This window comes from Streptomyces sp. NPDC018000 (genome assembly GCF_044328025.1).
Lineage (GTDB): Bacteria > Actinomycetota > Actinomycetes > Streptomycetales > Streptomycetaceae > Streptomyces.
Genome location: NZ_JBIRGM010000009.1, coordinates 114,751 through 130,617, shown reverse-complemented (window position 1 = coordinate 130,617; position 15,867 = coordinate 114,751). Strand labels below are relative to the sequence as shown.

The following is a 15,867-nucleotide window of genomic DNA, read 5'->3' as shown; positions in this document are numbered from 1 at the left end:
CATGACCACCTCCGCTGTACTCCCCACCCTCACGCGGCCGTGGGGTGCGAGCCGACTCGCGCCCTACCCGATCACCGTCCGCCGGCCCCACGCCACGGTCGCCATCGACCCCACGACGCAGCTCGGGGTGTTCCGTGATCGCGCCGGTCAGGTGGTCGAGATGGGCAAGCACGGCACCAGCTCCGGCACCGAGACCTCCACGACGACGAACTCGGACTCCCGGAACGACCAGGGTCACGACCAGGACAGCAGCCAGGACTGATGGCCGCGACCGAGAAGAGGCCAGTACTCGTGGCCACCGAGGCGGACGACATCACCGCCGACATGGTGATCAGCGAACTCAACCGGCGCGATGTGCCGGTGGTCCGGTTCAACCCCGCCGACATCGGCGAGGACCTCACGGTCTCGGCTCGGTTCGGCACCTGCCCGGCCCCTGTGGCCGGGCGGGTGCGCACCCCGTCGAGAACCGCCGACCTGACCCGGGTCCGATCGGTGTACTGGCGCCGCCCGGAGTGGCCGTCGTTTCCCCACCTGTCTCCGGACGACTCCCGGTTCGCGGCGGCGCAGGTTCGCTACGGCCTTGGGGGAACGCTCTACGCCTTGAACGGCCCGCTTTGGGTCAACCATCCGTTGCGCATCGCCGCGGCCGACTACAAACCCGCTCAGCTTTCCCTCGCCCAACAGCTCGGCTTCGCCGTCCCGCCCACCCTCGTCACCAACGACCCCGCCGAGGCACGCCAGTTCATCCGCACTCAGGGTGACGCGATCTTCAAGACGCTGCGGTGGACCCCGTACACGCGTGAGGGCGTGCCGGTGACCGGTTGGGCCGCCCCTGTCACCGCCGACGAGATCGACGACAGCGTTCGCGTCACCCCGCACCTATTCCAGGCGTGCGTGGACAAGGTCGCCGACCTCCGCATCCTGATCGTGGGCCGGTACACGTTCGCCGTGCGCATCGACTCCGGACTGTTGGACTGGCGCAAGGACTACAGCGCCCTGACGTACACCGTCGAGCACCTCCCCGACCGGGTGGACAAGGCACTGCACACCTACCTGGACTGCCTGGAGCTCGTATCAGGGAGCTTCGATCTCGCGGTGGACCGGGCGGGGAGCTACCGGTGGCTGGAGCTGAACCCCAACGGGCAGTGGGGATGGCTGGAGACGGAGACCGGCCTCCCGATGTCCGCGGCCTTCGCCGACCTACTCATGAATGGAGACCGTCGATGACCGAATCGGCATCCGAGCGGCGCCGCATGGCCGCGCTGCTCACGAGCAAGGGTGTCCTGAAGTCCCCCTGGCTGCGCGGGGCCGTTGAGACCGTGCCGCGCGAGCATTTCCTCCATCCCGGAGTCTTCCTCGACGAGGGGCGGACCTGGCGGCCCGTCACTGCCCTCGGTACGGGCCCGGACAAGTGGCTGAAGATCGCCTACAGCGTCGACACCCTCACCACCCAGCTCGACGGCCGCCTCACCGCCGACCAGGCCGGCGAACCCGTCGCGGGCGTACCCACGTCGTCTTCGACCGACCCGACCACCGTCGTCGGCATGATCGAGGCCCTGGACCTCGGGGCGGAACACCGCGTCCTGGAGATCGGCACGGGCACTGGTTATTCCACAGCCCTGATGTGCCACTACCTCGGCGAGGACAACGTCACCACGGTCGAGGTCGACCCACAGGTGGCGGCGCGCGCAGATGCCGCCCTGGAATCCGTCGGCTACTCGACCTGGACGGTGACGGGAGACGGGCTTCTCGGCCATCCGCACCGGGCGCCGTACGACCGGGTCATCGCCACCTGCGCGGTCCGCCGCATCCCATACACATGGGTCCGGCAGACGAGACCTGGCGGCATCCTCCTCAGCACAGTCGGCTCCTGGCCTTGGGGAAGCGGACTCGCCAGGGTCACTGTCGGCAATGACGGCACCGCCGAGGGCGCGATCACCGGACGTTCCTCCTTCATGCAGGCGCGGGCCCAGGCGGTGACGCCCCTGGCCGGAGACCTCTGCGCCCGCACTGCCTACGCGGACAGCGAGCGGACCACACGGGTATCCCCTCTGGCCCCGGAAGAATGGATGCCCGCGTTCCTCGCGCAGCTCGCCGCGCCCAGTGCGCAGTTCGTCCGCGCCGCCCGCGACGACGGGGCACAGTTGCGATACCTCTTCGATCCCGAGCGGGAGTCGTTCGCCGAGTTCCTCGCCGACGGCGAGACCTGGACCGTCCGCCAGGGCGGCCCCGTGGCCCTCTGGGACGAGATCGAGCGCGCCCTCATCGCTTGGCAGGACGAAGGCAGTCCAGCCATCGAGACTGTGCGGCTTCGCGTCACCAACAGATCGCACCTGTACTGGATCGATGGCAGCCCGCTGCTGCGCTGGGAGCACCGGCTCACCTGAACCGCTGCCCTCCGAAAAAGTCGCTCCCCGGGCCCGGAGGAAGCACGATGGACGACGAACCACTGTCACAGTGGGCCGAGCGCCGTGAGGCTCAGCCAGGGGGCAGACGAGTCGGGCTGTACGCCGGGTTCTGTCGCCCGGTCGCCTCGCGGCGGCCGGGGAGACGGCCATCCATCTAGGACCGGCATTGCTGCCGGCCTCGTGCGGTCTACCCGCGAACTCGGGCGGGCAGCCCTCGAACATTCGCGCAGGACCGTCTTGCGACGGCCCCTCTTGACCTTGCTCCGGGTGGGGTTTACCTAGCCGCCTGAGTCACCTCAGGCGCTGGTGGTCTCTTACACCACCGTTTCACCCTTACCGAGGACCGAAATCCCCGGCGGTCTGTTTTCTGTGGCACTGTCCCGCGGGTCACCCCGGGTGGCCGTTAGCCATCACCCTGCCCTGTGGAGCCCGGACGTTCCTCGGGGAGATCCGAAAATCCCCACGCGGCCGTCCGCCCGGCTCGTCTGCCGTGCCGACCATGCTACCCGCCTGGCCGGGGGCGCCGGACGGGGTGGCTCAGATGAACGCCTCGGTCTCCAGGTCGAAGGCGAAGGGGGCCGGAAGGGTGAGTGACTTGCCGAACGGGATCGTGCAGTGCTGACGGTAGTCGTCCCCTTCGGGGTCGCTGAACAGCGTCACCGAGGACTCCTCGCGGTCGACCAGGAGGTAGAGCGGGATGGGTCCGCGGGCGTAGCAGTGGCGCTTGTCCGTACGGTCGGCCCGGGGCTTGGTCGAGGTGACCTCGAGGGCGAGGGCCACCCCCTCGCACGGCATCCAGGGATCCGCTCCCCGGTACAGACGCAGCTCGCTGGGGGCGAAGGTGCCATCGGGGATGACGTGGTTCCTGGGGCAGCGTCCGCCGCTTTCCAGCTTCAACCCCTTGTTCCCGGAAAACTGCATCTTGGTGCGGGCGTGGGTGATGACTTGCTCCAAGATCAGGCCGATGTAGTCCTCGTGGTCCCCGTCCGGCGGCGGCGTCACAACAATCTCCCCCTCGATGAGCTCGGCCCGGAAGCCTTCCGGCGTATCCAGCGCCAGGAAGCCCTCCAGCAGGACGTCCGCCTGCGTGAGCGGTTCGTGCGGCATGGCAGTCATGTCACGCCCCTTCCTCGGTCGCTCGCCAGATTGGGGCATCGATCGATCCGCCGTCCGTGAGATGGGAGTGCTTCCCTCGATCGTGGCACAGGAGGGAGCGGAGTCGTCAGATACGGACGGGTGTGGGTGCACGCTTGACCCTGCCGCGGCGTCAACGTTTCTACTGACCGCATGCGTATCGGAGAGATTGCCGCGCTCGTCGGGGTCACCTCGCGGGCGATCCGGCACTACCACCACATCGGACTGCTTCCCGAGCCCGCGCGCCGGCCCAATGGCTATCGCGTCTACGGCGTGCGCGACGCCGTCGTGCTGGCCCGGATCCGGCGTCTCACCGAGCTCGGGCTCGGGCTGGACGAGGTACGGGATGCCCTCGCTGACGACTCCGGGCATGAACTCGTCGACGTGATCGTCGAGTTGGATGCCGACCTGGCCCGCCAGGAGGACGAGATCCGGGAGCGGCGGCGTCGGCTGGCCCGGCTGCTGGACGGGTGCGGACGGGGTGCTCGACCTCGTCGTGGGCGGCCAGACGACGGTGACCGTGGATCTCGTCGGTCCGGTCGAGTTCGTGCGGCTGCTCGGGAAGCGCGGGTGGGCGCGGACGGTGCGGTTCCACGCGGATGATCCGGGGGCCGCCGTGGCCGCGCTCACGCGGGGGCGAAGAGGACCTTCGCCGAGCCAGGATCGGCCTGGGCGAGTCTGACCCGCAGCCGCTCCCCCAGCGGGAGCCTCGCCGTGCCGCCCTCGACCCTGGCGACGACGGCCGGGTCGTCGATGTGGACGGTGCCCGTGGTGGGCTCCTGCTCCTTCACGTCGACCACATACGCGTCGAAGACCTCACCGACCCGGTCCTTGAGCAGCGCTGCCTCGACGACGTCGACGCACTCGCGCTCCACCGTGTTGGCGCGCCTGGCTCCGTCCGCCATCTCCCTCGGCAGGCCGGGCAGCGCGGCGAGGACCCACTCGGGCGGGTCCTGTTCCGCGACGGCGGCGAGGCACAGCTCGGCCGCGTACCGGTCGACAAGGCGGCGCAGCGGGGCGGTGCAGTGCGTGTAGAGGTCGGCGACGGCGGCGTGGACGGCGAGGGTGGGGAGTTCGCCGTGGTCGAAGACGGTGTAGCCGGCGCCTCGCAGCAGGGTGGTGCACTCCTGGAGGAACGCGGCGTGGTTGGTCCTCCTCGGGTCGAGGGAGCGGACGACCTGGGCGTACGGGACATGGTGCGGCCAGTCGATGTGCAGTGCTTCGGCCGAGCGCCGGAGCCGGGCGACGGCGCCGTCCGGGGCGACCGGCAGGGTCCGCAGAATGCCGGTGCCGGTCTCCGTCATGAGGTGGGCGGCGGCCATGCCGGTCAGGAGGGAGATCTGGGCGTTCCAGCCGTCGGCGGGCAGCGGGGCGCGGTATTCCAGGCCGTACGCGCCGTCGTGCTCGACGATCTCCTGCTCGGGCACATTGAGGGAGATGCCGCCGCGGGCGACCTCCTGCTCCTCGCGGAGCCGTCCGATGTCCCGGAGCAGCGCCAGGGGCTCTTCGGCGGTGCCGGTGTCGATCTGGCGCTGGACGCCCGCGTAGTCGAGCTTGGCGCGGCTGCGTACGAGGGCACGGCGTACCGAGGTGGACACGGCACTGCCCTCGGAGTCCAGGTCGATCTGCCAGAGCAGGGCGGGGCGGGTCTGTCCGGGAAGGAGGCTGGCGGCGCCCTCGGAGAGCAGGGTGGGGTGGAGCGGCACCTTGCCGTCGGGGAAGTAGAGGGTCGTCACCCGGCGGTGGGCCTCGGTGTCGAGTGCGCCGCCGGGGCGTACGAAGGCGGCGACATCGGCGATGGCGTAGTGCACGCGGAAGCCGTGGCGGCGGCGTTCGAGGTGCATGGCCTGGTCGAGGTCGGTCGATGTGAGGGGGTCGATGGTGAAGAACGGCAGGTCCGTCGTGTCCTTGTGGGCCGACACCGCCGGAGCCCCCGCGGCCTGCGCCGCCTCGGCGAGGACGTCGGGCGGGAAGCCGTGGGGCAGTTCGAGCTCGGTGCGCAGCTTGCACAGGGCCGCCCTCAGCGGGGTGTCGGCCGGCCCGGTCATATGGAGATGGCGGCTGGGCATGGATCGAGCGTATGGCGGGGCGGGCCGGGCGGCATCCCGGGTGGCGGCGACCGTGCGTGCCGGGCGTCGCACGGAGGATGGCGGTTCGACGACCGGCACCGGGCCTGTCCGGTCCTGATCCGCGGGACGGGCCCCGGTGCGGTACTGGTGCCCCCGTACTCTGGGGCCAGGGCCTTCTCAGCCCTTTCACCTGTGCGTACGTACGAAGGAGAACCGCCGTGCTCGTGCTGTTGCCGCCCTCCGAAGGAAAGGCCGCGTCGGGGCGCGGGGCACCCCTGAAGCCGGAGTCGCTGTCGCTGCCGGGCCTGGCCGCGGCGCGGGCCGCGGTCCTCGACGAGCTGGTCGAACTGTGTGCGGCGGACGAGGAGAAGGCCCGTGAGGTGCTCGGGCTGAGCGAGGGGCTGCGCGGCGAGATCGCGAAGAACGTCGAGCTGCGGACGGCAGGGACGCGTCCGGCCGGGGAGATCTACACGGGGGTGCTGTACGACGCCCTGGATCTGGCTTCCCTGGACACGACGGCCAGGCGGCGGGCCGGAAAGTCGCTGCTGGTCTTCTCCGGGCTGTGGGGCGCCGTGCGGGTGGGAGACCGGATTCCTTCGTACCGTTGCTCGATGGGCGTGAAGCTGCCGGGGCTGGGCGCGCTCGGGGCGTACTGGCGTGACCCGATGGCGGAAGTCATGCCGGAGGCGGCCGGGGACGGGCTCGTACTGGACCTGCGGTCCTCCGCGTACAGCGCGGCCTGGAAGCCTAAGGGTGAGGTGGCCGAGCGCACGGCGAGCGTGCGGGTGCTGCACTCCCAGATGGTGAACGGGGTCGAGAAGCGCTCCGTGGTCAGCCACTTCAACAAGGCGACGAAGGGGCGGATGGTCCGCGATCTGCTGGTGACGGGCGCACGGCCGAAGGGCCCCGCGGAGCTGGTGGAGACCCTGCGGGAGCTCGGGTACGTGGTGGAGGCCGAGGCCCCCGCACGGGCCGGGCGGGCGTGGTCGCTGGATGTCGTGGTGACCGAGATTCACTGAGCCGGGAAAGCCATCGCATCGGCGGCGCTGCGCGCTGATCCACCAGGGATGCTGATCCCCCAGGGATTACGGGACAGCCCTTACCTCAGATGCGACGTGTCGTTCAGCAGCCTGAGTGACACGTTCCCGTCCGAGTAGTACGCCACCGCGGACACCGAGGCCGCCGAGAGTTCCATACGGAACATGGCTTCCGGCGGGGCGCCCAGCGCCAGCCGTACCAGGGTCTTGATCGGCGTCACGTGGGTGACCAGGAGGACCGTGCGGCCCGCGTAGCGGGCGGTGAGGCGGTCACGGGTGGCCGCGACGCGGCGGGCGACCTCGGCGAAGCTCTCGCCGCCCCCGGTGGGGGCCGCCTTCGCCGAGGCGAGCCAGGCGTCCAGGTCGGGGCCGTAACGCTCACGTACCTCGGCGAACGTCAGGCCTTCCCAGGCGCCGAAGTCCGTCTCGCGCAGGCCGTCCTCGATCCGGACCTCCAGGCCGAGCCGGGCCGCCACCGTGGCCGCTGTTTCGCGGCAGCGGCGCAGCGGGGAGCTGACGATCTCCTCGATCGTGCCGCGGGCGGCCAGCGACTGGGCGATGCGTTCGGCCTGGTGGCGGCCGGTGGCCGAGAGTTCGGGGTCGCTGCCGCCGCTGCCCGAGAACCGTTTCTCGGGGGTGAGGGCCGTCTCGCCGTGCCGGAGCAGTACGAAGGTGGTGGGCGCCCCGAGATCGGGTGCCGCGGCCCAGCCCACCCGGGGTGCGGCCGGGGATGCGACGGCGGTGGCCGCGGTCGGTGCCGTGCCCGTTCCGGCTCCCGGCCGGGAGGCCAGGGCCGCGCGGGCCCTGGCCGCGCCCGCTGCCGCGTCGCCGGGCGGGCCCGAGACGGACGGCAGGCCGGCGGCCGTCGAGGGCCGGGGGGTGTCGAGGGCGGCCGTCGACGACGACGGCTCCCACTGCTTGCCGCGCCTGCCCGCGTCCATCGCCTCGTTGGCGAGCCGGTCCGCGTGCTTGTTCTTCTCGCGCGGGATCCACTCGTACGTGACGGCGGCGGCCGGCAGAATCCCGGCGGCCTCCGCCGCGAGCGGCTTCATGTCGGGGTGCTTGATCTTCCAGCGGCCCGACATCTGTTCCACGACCAGCTTGGAGTCCATCCGGACCCGCACCTGGAGCGCACCGTCCGCCGGGGCGTCCGGCACCAGCGCCTTCGCCGCCTTCAGCCCCGCGATGAGGCCCTTGTACTCGGCGACGTTGTTCGTCGCGACGCCGATGTACTCGGCGGCCTCGGCAAGGGTCTCCCCCGTCATTGGGTCGATGACGACCGCACCGTAACCGGCGGGCCCGGGGTTGCCCCGGGAACCGCCGTCGGCCTCGATGACGAACTGGCGCGGCGGGGTCATTACAGGCCCGACTCCGCCGTACGGACCAGGATGCGGCGGCAGTTCTCGCACCGTACGACGGTGTCCGGGGAGGCCGCCTTCACATCGTTGACCTCGGTGATGTTCAGCTCCAGCCGGCAGCCCTCGCAGCGGCGCTGGTAGAGGCGGGCGGCGCCGACCCCGCCCGACTGGGCGCAGAGCTTGTCGTACAGCTTGAGCAGGTCCGCCGGTACGGAGCCGGCGACGAGTTCGCGCTCCTTCGTGACGGTCGCGGCCTCCTCGTCGAGCTCCTTGGTCGCGGCGTCACGGCGGGCGATCGCGTCGTCGGCCTTGGCCTGGACGGCGGAGACCCGGTCGGACAGCTCGGTGACGCGCTCCTGGGCGGACTCGCGGCGCTCCATCACTTCGAGGACGACGTCCTCCAGGTCGCCCTGGCGCTTGGCCAGCGAGACGATCTCGCGCTGGAGGCTCTCCAGGTCCTTGGGCGAGGTGATCGCACCGGAGTCGAGGCGCTGCTGGTCGCGGGCGGCACGCTGGCGCACCTGGTCGACATCCTGTTCCGCCTTGGTCTGTTCGCGGGCGGTGTCGCTCTCCTCGGTCTGCGAGGCGACCAGCAGGTCGCGCAGTTGCGCGAGGTCGCTGGTGAGCGACTCGATCTCGGTGTGCTCGGGCAACGACTTGCGCCGGTGCGCAAGCTGCGACAGACGTACGTCGAGGGCCTGGACGTCGAGGAGTCGGATCTGGTCGGCGGGCGCGGCGTTCAGTTGGGGGCTCCAGAAGAGTGGTGGGTGGTGGTGGTCCAGGGGTCGGTGACCTGCTTCGAGACATGGACCCGAAGGTCCCATCCGTGGCGGTCGGAAATCGCGTCGAGCTGCGCCGCGGCCTGTTCGCACCAGGGCCACTCGGTGGCCCAGTGTGCGGCGTCGATCAGGCCGAGCGGGGAGTGCTGGATGGCCTCGGAGGCCGGGTGGTGGCGCAGGTCGGCGGTGAGGAAGGCGTCGACGCCGGCGGCGCGTACCGCGTCGAAGAGGCTGTCTCCGGAGCCGCCGCTGACCGCGACGGTGCGCACCGTCGCCGCCGGGTCGCCCGCGAGCCGGATGCCCTGCGCGGTGGCCGGCAGCCGGCTGGCGGCGCGGGCGGCGAAGTCGGCCAGGCTCTCGGGGTGGTCGAGCACACAGATCCGGCCGAGGCCGCGACGGCCCTTGGGGTCGGTCGGATCCGGTACGAGGGGTCCCTCGACGCGCAGGTCGAGCGCACCGGCGAGGGCGTCGGAGACGCCCGGGTCGGCGGTGTCGGCGTTGGTGTGGGCGACGTGCAGCGCGATGTCGTGCTTGATGAGCGTGTGCACGACCCGGCCCTTGAAGGTGTCGGCCGCGACCGTCGTCGTGCCCCGCAGATAGAGCGGGTGGTGGGTGACGATCAGCTGGGCGCCGAGTCCGAGCGCCTCGTCGACGATCTCGTGGACGGGGTCGACGGCGAAGAGCACGCGGTCGACCTGCGAGGCGGGGTCTCCGCAGACGGTGCCGACCGCGTCCCAGCCTTCGGCCCGCTCGGGCGGCCAGAGAGCGTCGAGCTCGGCGATGACTTCAGACAGACGGGGCACAAGGAAAAGGCTACCTGCCCTGTGTGCCCCGCTGCCCATGGCTTCGTCGACCCGTACCGACGGGCCGACAGCCTGCAAAATGAATGGTTACTTCACGAGGTCGGCGCGGAGGTCGTCGAGGACCATGTTCGCGGCCGTGACACCGAGGCCGAGGTACCAGGTCTCGTCGGAGACGTCCTTGGCCCGGCCGGCCTTGACCGCATCGAGGTTCTTCCACAGCGGGTTGGACTGGGTGGTGTCGCGCTCGGTGGCCTTCACGTCGCCGTAGACACCGGTGAAGATCCAGTCGGCGTCGGCCTCGTCGATCCTCTCCGGGCTGATCTCCACGGCGAGTTCGTTGATCTGCTGGTTCTTGGGCCGCGGCAGGCCGACGTCCTCCAGGATGGTGCCGATGAAGGACGCCTTGGCGTAGAGGCGGATCCGGTCCGGCATGTAGCGGACCATGGAGATGGTCGGCTTGTCCGGGCCGATGTCCTCGCCGAGCTTCCTGGCGCTCGCCTCGTAGGCGGCGAGCTCGCTCTCGGCCTTGGCGGTCTTGTCCAGCGCCGCGGCGTTGAGGAGGTAGTTCTCCTTCCAGGTGAAGCCCGGGCGGATGGAGAACACGGTCGGCGCGATCTTGGAGAGCGCGTCGTACTTGTCGGCGGCGCGCAGCTGGCTGCCGAGGATCAGGTCGGGCTTCAGGCCGGCGATCGCCTCAAGGTTGAGGCTGTTGATCGTGCCGATGTTCTTCGGGTTGCCCGCTTCCTTCTTCAGGTACGAGGGGATGGCCGCGGCGCCCTCGGAAGGGGCATAGCCGACCGGCTTCACACCCAGCGAGACGACATTGTCGAGCTCGCCGACATCCAGCACGACGACGCGCTTGGGGGCGGACTTGATCTCGGTCTTGCCCATGGCGTGGGTGACGGTCCGGGGGAACTGGCCGGGCTTGGCGTCGGTCCCGTACTCCGCCGTCTTCTTCGCGGCGTCGGCGAAGTCCTTGCCGCCCGTCGCGACGGCCGCCTTCTTGTCACCGCCCCCTTCGGACTCGGCCGAGCCGCCCGAGCCTCCGCTCCCGCAGGCCGAAAGGGAAAGGGCGGCAGCCACTGCCAGGCCGACTGCGGCAGTGCCGCGGCGACGAAGGGACATCACTTGCTCCAGTCGAAGATCACACAGATTTAACTTAGGGATGCCTTACCTTACTCACCCCTCTCGCGCCGAGCACAGGCGCCCCCTCCCCCTCGGGTGAATCCAGGCATCACCACCCTTATGTGTGAAGTGGTGGGCCTCGTGTCGTTCGGCAGGAAGTGCGAAAACTAACTTCGGTTGCCGGAGGTGACCAGTTCATGACTGTCTGTGCCATCGAGAACGGGACCGCGGGGGCGGCCGGGGCCGCCAGGGATGCGGTCCTGGAGGACGACGAGCCGGACGCACCCGGGAAACCGGCCGGCTTCGACATGCCCGGCCGGGACGGAGCGGACGGCGTGCCCGAGCGGTCCGGCGTGCCGGATGAACCCGGCGTGCCCGCCCAGGCAGCCCTCGCCCCGCCCGCGTTCACGATCGCCGCGGACGGTTCGTACGCCGCCCGGCTCGCCCTCCGCAACGTCGCCGCGGAGGCGTCCGGCGAGGCCGCGCAGGCGTGGTTCGTGGAGCGCTGGACGCTCGACGGACACGAGCCGTACGCCGTGCCGCTCCCCCTCGATCAGCCGGAGGAGCCGGACTCCCAGGTGCTGCCGCTGACCGACGGACGTGTACTGATCCGGCGCCAGGTCGCGGACCGGCACGCGTTCTCGCTGCTCTATCCGACCGGCCCCGGCACCGGTGAACTGCCGCTCGGCGCCGTCCGATGCGCGAATCCGACCCTGCTGCCGCCGTCACCGGACGGTGCGAGCGCGTACGCCCTGTCGGTCGGTGCGCGCTCCACCGCCATCTGGCTGGTGGCGGGCGGCGCCTACGGCCCCGAACTGGTCGCCCAGGTGCCGGGGCGCTGCTTCGGCGGGGTCTGGCTGGACCGGGCGGGGCGGATGCTGGCCCTGGACCGGGAGATGCCGGGCGGCGGGCCGGTCAAGGCGGTCGCCGTGGATCTACAGCGGGGCGGTGAGGTGACACCGCTGCTGCAGATCGCGCCGGAGAGCGACGACCGGCTGCTGCTCGCCGACGCGGACAGCGGACTGCTGCTGATCCGCTCGAACGCGCCGGGGCACGACCGGCTCGGGTGGGGGGTGCTGGGCAGCTGCCTGCCGGTGCGATTCCCCGAGTGCCTGCACCCGGCCGATGTGGCGGTGACGCCGTTCGCCGTACAGCCGGGACAGATGCTGATGCCGGAGAGCTGCGCGGTGGCCCTGCGGATCGACGGGGCGGCGGGCAGCTGGCTCGGGGTGTGGCGCCCGGCGGGACGCCGACTGCATCAACTCGCCGCCCCCCAGGGGTGGCAGGCCGGATGCGGGGTGTGGACCCGGGGCGGCGTACTCAGACTTCCGTATGCCAACGAGAACGTGGCGTGCGGGGTGGCGCTGCTGGAGGCGCCGGTGGACGGGGAACACGGCGCGGGAGCGGCGGCGGAAGCGGGTCCGGAAACGGCTGCGGGAAGCGGTATGCAACCGTCCGCTGCCGCTGCGCCTCTTGCTGTGTGCAAGCCGATTCCACTGGGGCAGGCGCCTCTCGTGCGGCGCACGGCGCCTGGTTAAATTTCCTGGCCTGGGCTGCGCAGCCGTCATCGCGCGGTCGCCGACGGTGACCGTGCCGTGTCGCGGTGGCGTGATCGGCCCTGGTGACACACACGCAAGCGATCACAACGGGGGACTTCCCACATGTCTGAAGCACGAACCGATACGACCCAGACACGTCCGGCAGGGGCGGACGCGGAACGGGCCGAAGCCGACGGCGCCGGAAAGCACCGAGGGGGTGTGTCGACGGACGACACGGCGGCACAGCCGCACGGCCGCCACCGCCGCCCCTCCGAGGGGGACAGCCGGGCGGCCTGACCGCGCGGAACGTCAACGAGGGACGGTTGGGCCCCGGCTGCCGGTCTTCGGGCTGCCGGGGCCCAACCGTTTCCGTTGCGGTCAGCCGCGCTTCAGACCGAGCACCTCCGCCGCGGCGAAGGTCTCGCCCGCCGGGCGGCCCTCGTAGTACGGGGAGATCAGCTCGTCCAGCTCGTCGAAGGAGAACGTCTCCTTCGACGAGTCGAACTTCGCCGCCACCCTGGGGCGTTCGACGATCGCGACCATCCCGCCGTGCACGACGAGCAGCTGCCCGTTGACCTTGGCCGCCGCCGGGGAGGCCAGATAGCCGACCAGCGGCGAGACATGCTCGGGAGCAAGCGCGTCGAGCCGGCCGTCCGTCGGTTCCTGGAAGCCCGCGAAGACGTCCTCGGTCATCCGGGTGCGGGCCCGCGGGCAGATGGCGTTGGCGGTGACGCCGTACTTGGCCAGGGCCAGGGCCGTGGAGGTGGTGAGGCCGACGATGCCGCCCTTGGCCGCCGCGTAGTTCGGCTGGCCCGCCGAACCGGCCAGGAACGCCTCCGACGAGGTGTTGACGATCCGGCCGTACACCGGGCCGCCGGACTCCTTGGAGCGGGTGCGCCAGTGGGATGCGGCGAAATGCGTGGTGTTGAAGTGGCCCTTGAGGTGAACCCTGATGACGGAGTCCCACTCGTCCTCGGTCATCGAGAAGACCATCCGGTCGCGCAGAATGCCCGCGTTGTTGACCAGGATGTCGAGCTTCCCGTACGTGTCGACGGCCAGTTCCACCAGGGCGCGGGCCTGCTCGTGGTCGGAGACGTCACCGAGGTGGGCGACCGCCCGGCCGCCCGCCGCCCGGATCTCCTCGGCGACCTCCTCGGCCGGGGTCGCGGACGCCTCGCCGGAGCCGTCGCGGCCCGGCTGCCCGTAGTCGTTGACGACAACGCAGGCGCCGAGCCGCGCCAGTTCCAGCGCTTCGGCGCGTCCGAGGCCGCGGCCCGCGCCCGTGACGATCGCGGACATGCCGTCCAGGGGAAGTGACATCGGAATCTCGCAGTCCTCTCAAGTGGGGGCAAGGGGGGGCAAGGTGGGAGCAGGGCGGGAGCAGGGTGAGGGTCAGAGTTCGACGCAGGTGCGCAGCGACTCGCCTGTCCTCATCTGGTCGAGGGCGTCGTTGATGCCGTCGAGCCGCACCCGGTGGGTGATCATCGATTCGAGGTCGATCCGGCCGGCCCGCCAGAGTGCGATGGCCCGTTCGTACGACCGGAGCACATCGCCTCCGCCGTACATGGAGGGCAGGATCCGCTTCTCGTCGAAGAACAGCTCGAACATGTTGACCTGGAAGTTGTCATCCATCGCACCCGCGCCGACGATGCAGAGGGTGCCGCCGCGCCGGGTGTTCTCGTAAGCCGTACGGGCGGTGGCCGACTTGCCGACGACCTCGAAGACGTAGTCGAAGCCCTCACCCGCGGTGATCCGCTGCTTGGCGTCGGTGAATTCGTCCGGGGACACCGCCTCGGTCGCGCCGAAGCGCAGTGCCGCCTCGCGCCGGGAGGCGACCGGGTCCACAGCCACGATCTGGGCGGCGCCCTGCACCCTGGCGCCCTGGATCGTGGAGATGCCGACTCCGCCGCATCCGATCACGGCGACCGATGAACCGGCCTCCACCTGTGCGGTGTTGACGGCCGCGCCCAGCCCGGTGGTCACCCCGCAGCCGATCAGCGCCGCGATCTCGAACGGTACGTCGTCGGGGATCGGTACCGCGCAGCCCGCGCCGACGACGACCTCCTCGGCGAAGGTGCCGGTGCCCGCGAAGCCGAAGACATCTCCCCCGGGGCGTTTGAAGTTGGGCGTTCCCGCGTTCATGAAGCCTGCCAGGCAGAGCTGGGTCTGGCCGCGTTTGCAGGACGGACACGCCCCGCATGCGGGCAGCCAGCAGACCAGCACCCGGTCCCCCGCGTTCAGCCCGGTGACGCCGTCGCCGATGTCGATGACCTCGCCCGCGCCTTCATGGCCCGGGATGAAGGGGGCGGGCTGCGGCAGCACGCCGCTCATCGCGGAGACATCGGAGTGGCACAGTCCGGTGGCCCGGATGCGGAGCCTGACCTTGCCGGGGCCGAAGCCCACCGCCTCGACGTCGTCGAGGACTTCCAGTTTGTCCTGGCCTATCTCGTGCAGAACGGCTGCGCGCATGGTGCGGCTCCCCTCATGGGCCCGTGGACCTCTCGGAGTTGATTCACATCACTGCTTCAGGAGTGTTCGACGAAGGTGTCGCCGAGGACCGGGGCGTCGTCCCGCTCGACGGCTCGCACCTCGACCCGGACCTGGTTCTCGCCGGTCCACATCTGGATACGGAGGGTTTCGCCGGGGAAGACGACGCCGACGAAACGGGTGCGGTAGGAGCGGATACGGGTCACATCGCCGCCGAGCACCGTGTCGGTGACGGCCTTGAGTGTCATGCCATAGGTGCACAGCCCGTGCAGGATCGGCCGGTCGAAGCCGGCCAGCCGGGCGAACTCGGGGTCGGCGTGGAGCGGGTTCCAGTCCCCGGAGAGGCGGTACAGCAGTGCCTGGTCCGGGCGGATCGGCCGCTCCACCACGTGGTCGGGGGCGTCGGCGGGGTAGGCGATCCGCTCGGAGGGGCCGCGTTCCCCACCGAAGCCGCCCTCGCCCCGGACGAAGATCTGGGCGTCGTTGGTCCACAGCGGGCCCTCGTCGTCGGCGGCCTCGGTGCGCAGCACCAGCACGGCCGCCTTGCCCTTGTCGTACACGGCGGCGACCTTCGAGGTCTGCACGGCGCTGCCCTTCACGGGGATCGGCCGGTGCACCCGTACGCTCTGCCCGCCGTGCAGGACGGCGGCAAGGTCGATGTCGATGCCGGGCGAGGAGAGTCCGCCGACGACGCCCATGCCGGCTCCCGCGACGGTGGCGAAGGAGGGCAGCACCTGTAGCCGGGACTCCAGGGTGTAGCGGAGCTCGCCGGGGTCGGTGGCCGGGTCGGCCCGGTCGGGATCGGCGCCCGCGCCGATGCCCAGATGGTAGAGCTGGACGTCCTTGTGGCCCCAGCTGATCCGGGTGGACCGGGGTTCGGCGGCGACAGCCTTTTCGGCATCAATGGGCATGGGAAAGCTGCTCCTTGATGGTGGGAAGACCTCGGTGCGGCCGTCCGCACCGTCGGCCGCACCGAGGTCGTGCGGGGACCGGCCGTCACGCTCGTTCTAGAACGCGTTCTAGCCGATGACTCCCATGTATAACGCAGCGCCCAGCAGTTGTGAAGACTGTTGCTGACGTAGCGTCAGATCGGATTTCGGTCGCCCCCCGGAGGCCTGCGCCTGGCCCG

15 protein-coding genes, 1 other RNA gene and 1 pseudogene are annotated in these 15,867 nt (G+C 70.7%); 7 read left to right on the top strand and 10 right to left on the bottom strand.

Translation table 11 applies throughout. From position 1 onward, the window contains the following. The first annotated feature begins 1 nt into the window (after position 1). Genes tgmA through tgmC form a run of 3 tightly spaced genes read left to right on the top strand, consistent with a single transcriptional unit; the run spans position 2 to position 2,387 of the window. Positions 2–262: a putative ATP-grasp-modified RiPP gene (gene tgmA / locus ACH4EW_RS20495; RefSeq protein WP_398258767.1), complete on the top strand. Its 261-nt coding sequence runs from the start codon at positions 2–4 to the stop codon at positions 260–262. Beyond that, a complete protein-coding gene (gene tgmB, locus ACH4EW_RS20490; protein WP_398258765.1) occupies positions 262–1,227 on the top strand; it encodes an ATP-grasp ribosomal peptide maturase in 966 nt (321 codons plus the stop codon). The genes tgmA and tgmB overlap by 1 nt, the downstream gene beginning before the upstream one ends. Next, positions 1,224–2,387 carry an ATP-grasp peptide maturase system methyltransferase gene (gene tgmC / locus ACH4EW_RS20485; protein WP_398258763.1) on the top strand — a complete coding sequence of 388 codons (1,164 nt, stop codon included), beginning with the start codon at positions 1,224–1,226 and terminating at the stop codon, positions 2,385–2,387. Before tgmB ends, tgmC begins: the two co-directional genes overlap by 4 nt. 103 nt (positions 2,388–2,490) lie before the next feature. On the opposite strand, the gene rnpB is transcribed toward tgmC, so the two are convergent. Together rnpB and ACH4EW_RS20475 are read right to left on the bottom strand one after the other, a co-directional pair. Continuing rightward, positions 2,491–2,892: RNase P RNA component class A (gene rnpB, locus ACH4EW_RS20480), an RNA gene on the bottom strand. 53 nt (positions 2,893–2,945) lie between these two features. After that, positions 2,946–3,515 carry a Uma2 family endonuclease gene (locus ACH4EW_RS20475; protein ID WP_398258898.1) on the bottom strand — a complete coding sequence of 190 codons (570 nt, stop codon included), beginning with the start codon at positions 3,513–3,515 and terminating at the stop codon, positions 2,946–2,948. A 180-nt stretch (positions 3,516–3,695) separates the two neighbouring features. Between ACH4EW_RS20475 and ACH4EW_RS20470 the strand changes: the two are divergent. Then, positions 3,696–4,007, top strand: a pseudogene (locus tag ACH4EW_RS20470) (MerR family transcriptional regulator); the annotation flags it as partial. 161 nt (positions 4,008–4,168) lie between these two features. Here the strand turns inward: ACH4EW_RS20470 and ACH4EW_RS20465 are convergent. Then, on the bottom strand, positions 4,169–5,611 hold the full coding sequence (locus ACH4EW_RS20465; RefSeq protein WP_398258761.1) for an RNB domain-containing ribonuclease: 1,443 nt from the start codon (positions 5,609–5,611) through the stop codon (positions 4,169–4,171). Between the two features lie 218 nt (positions 5,612–5,829). Between ACH4EW_RS20465 and yaaA the strand changes: the two genes are divergently transcribed. After that, on the top strand, positions 5,830–6,630 hold the full coding sequence (gene yaaA, locus ACH4EW_RS20460) for a peroxide stress protein YaaA (RefSeq protein ID WP_398258759.1): 801 nt from the start codon (positions 5,830–5,832) through the stop codon (positions 6,628–6,630). Positions 6,631–6,710: 80 nt separating this feature from the next. On the opposite strand, the gene ACH4EW_RS20455 is transcribed toward yaaA, so the two are convergent. The 4 genes from ACH4EW_RS20455 to ACH4EW_RS20440 all read right to left on the bottom strand — a co-directional run bounded on the left by ACH4EW_RS20455 (position 6,711) and on the right by ACH4EW_RS20440 (position 10,713). Further along, positions 6,711–8,006: a bifunctional RNase H/acid phosphatase gene (locus ACH4EW_RS20455; RefSeq protein WP_398258757.1), complete on the bottom strand. Its 1,296-nt coding sequence runs from the start codon at positions 8,004–8,006 to the stop codon at positions 6,711–6,713. Beyond that, positions 8,006–8,749, bottom strand: coding sequence for a zinc ribbon domain-containing protein (locus ACH4EW_RS20450; RefSeq protein ID WP_398258896.1), 744 nt, complete (start codon positions 8,747–8,749; stop codon positions 8,006–8,008). Before ACH4EW_RS20450 ends, ACH4EW_RS20455 begins: the two co-directional genes overlap by 1 nt. Further along, positions 8,746–9,588, bottom strand: a complete 843-nt coding sequence (locus ACH4EW_RS20445; protein WP_398258755.1) for a Nif3-like dinuclear metal center hexameric protein — start codon at positions 9,586–9,588, stop codon at positions 8,746–8,748. Before ACH4EW_RS20445 ends, ACH4EW_RS20450 begins: the two co-directional genes overlap by 4 nt. Positions 9,589–9,675: 87 nt before the next feature. Continuing rightward, positions 9,676–10,713, bottom strand: a complete 1,038-nt coding sequence (locus ACH4EW_RS20440) for an ABC transporter substrate-binding protein (protein WP_398258753.1) — start codon at positions 10,711–10,713, stop codon at positions 9,676–9,678. A 197-nt stretch (positions 10,714–10,910) separates the two neighbouring features. On the opposite strand from ACH4EW_RS20440, the gene ACH4EW_RS20435 reads away from it, so the two are divergent. Together ACH4EW_RS20435 and ACH4EW_RS20430 are read left to right on the top strand one after the other, a co-directional pair. Then, a complete protein-coding gene (locus ACH4EW_RS20435; protein WP_398258751.1) occupies positions 10,911–12,251 on the top strand; it encodes a hypothetical protein in 1,341 nt (446 codons plus the stop codon). Between the two features lie 123 nt (positions 12,252–12,374). Beyond that, complete coding sequence (locus ACH4EW_RS20430; RefSeq protein WP_398258749.1) at positions 12,375–12,548, top strand: hypothetical protein; 174 nt, start codon at positions 12,375–12,377, stop codon at positions 12,546–12,548. A gap of 81 nt (positions 12,549–12,629) precedes the next feature. On the opposite strand, the gene ACH4EW_RS20425 is transcribed toward ACH4EW_RS20430, so the two are convergent. From ACH4EW_RS20425 to ACH4EW_RS20415, 3 genes are all read right to left on the bottom strand, one after another. Then, complete coding sequence (locus ACH4EW_RS20425; protein WP_398258747.1) at positions 12,630–13,571, bottom strand: 3-oxoacyl-ACP reductase; 942 nt, start codon at positions 13,569–13,571, stop codon at positions 12,630–12,632. A 72-nt stretch (positions 13,572–13,643) separates the two neighbouring features. Then, on the bottom strand, positions 13,644–14,720 hold the full coding sequence (locus tag ACH4EW_RS20420; protein WP_398258745.1) for a Zn-dependent alcohol dehydrogenase: 1,077 nt from the start codon (positions 14,718–14,720) through the stop codon (positions 13,644–13,646). A 56-nt stretch (positions 14,721–14,776) separates the two neighbouring features. After that, positions 14,777–15,649 (bottom strand): MaoC/PaaZ C-terminal domain-containing protein, encoded by an 873-nt coding sequence (locus ACH4EW_RS20415; RefSeq protein ID WP_398258743.1) that lies wholly within the window; start codon positions 15,647–15,649, stop codon positions 14,777–14,779. Positions 15,650–15,867: the final 218 nt, after the last annotated feature.

Excerpts from the sequence above, each read along its gene's own strand:
- tgmA (WP_398258767.1), top strand. The coding sequence starts at position 2 with ATGACCACCTCCGCTGTACTCCCCACCCTCACGCGGCCGTGGGGTGCG.
- tgmB (WP_398258765.1), top strand. The coding sequence starts at position 262 with ATGGCCGCGACCGAGAAGAGGCCAGTACTCGTGGCCACCGAGGCGGAC.
- tgmC (WP_398258763.1), top strand. The coding sequence starts at position 1,224 with ATGACCGAATCGGCATCCGAGCGGCGCCGCATGGCCGCGCTGCTCACG.
- ACH4EW_RS20475 (WP_398258898.1), bottom strand. The coding sequence starts at position 3,515 with ATGCCGCACGAACCGCTCACGCAGGCGGACGTCCTGCTGGAGGGCTTC.
- ACH4EW_RS20465 (WP_398258761.1), bottom strand. The coding sequence starts at position 5,611 with ATGCCCAGCCGCCATCTCCATATGACCGGGCCGGCCGACACCCCGCTG.
- ACH4EW_RS20455 (WP_398258757.1), bottom strand. The coding sequence starts at position 8,006 with ATGACCCCGCCGCGCCAGTTCGTCATCGAGGCCGACGGCGGTTCCCGG.
- ACH4EW_RS20440 (WP_398258753.1), bottom strand. The coding sequence starts at position 10,713 with ATGTCCCTTCGTCGCCGCGGCACTGCCGCAGTCGGCCTGGCAGTGGCT.
- ACH4EW_RS20435 (WP_398258751.1), top strand. The coding sequence starts at position 10,911 with ATGACTGTCTGTGCCATCGAGAACGGGACCGCGGGGGCGGCCGGGGCC.
- ACH4EW_RS20430 (WP_398258749.1), top strand. The coding sequence starts at position 12,375 with ATGTCTGAAGCACGAACCGATACGACCCAGACACGTCCGGCAGGGGCG.
- ACH4EW_RS20425 (WP_398258747.1), bottom strand. The coding sequence starts at position 13,571 with ATGTCACTTCCCCTGGACGGCATGTCCGCGATCGTCACGGGCGCGGGC.
- ACH4EW_RS20420 (WP_398258745.1), bottom strand. The coding sequence starts at position 14,720 with ATGCGCGCAGCCGTTCTGCACGAGATAGGCCAGGACAAACTGGAAGTC.
- ACH4EW_RS20415 (WP_398258743.1), bottom strand. The coding sequence starts at position 15,649 with ATGCCCATTGATGCCGAAAAGGCTGTCGCCGCCGAACCCCGGTCCACC.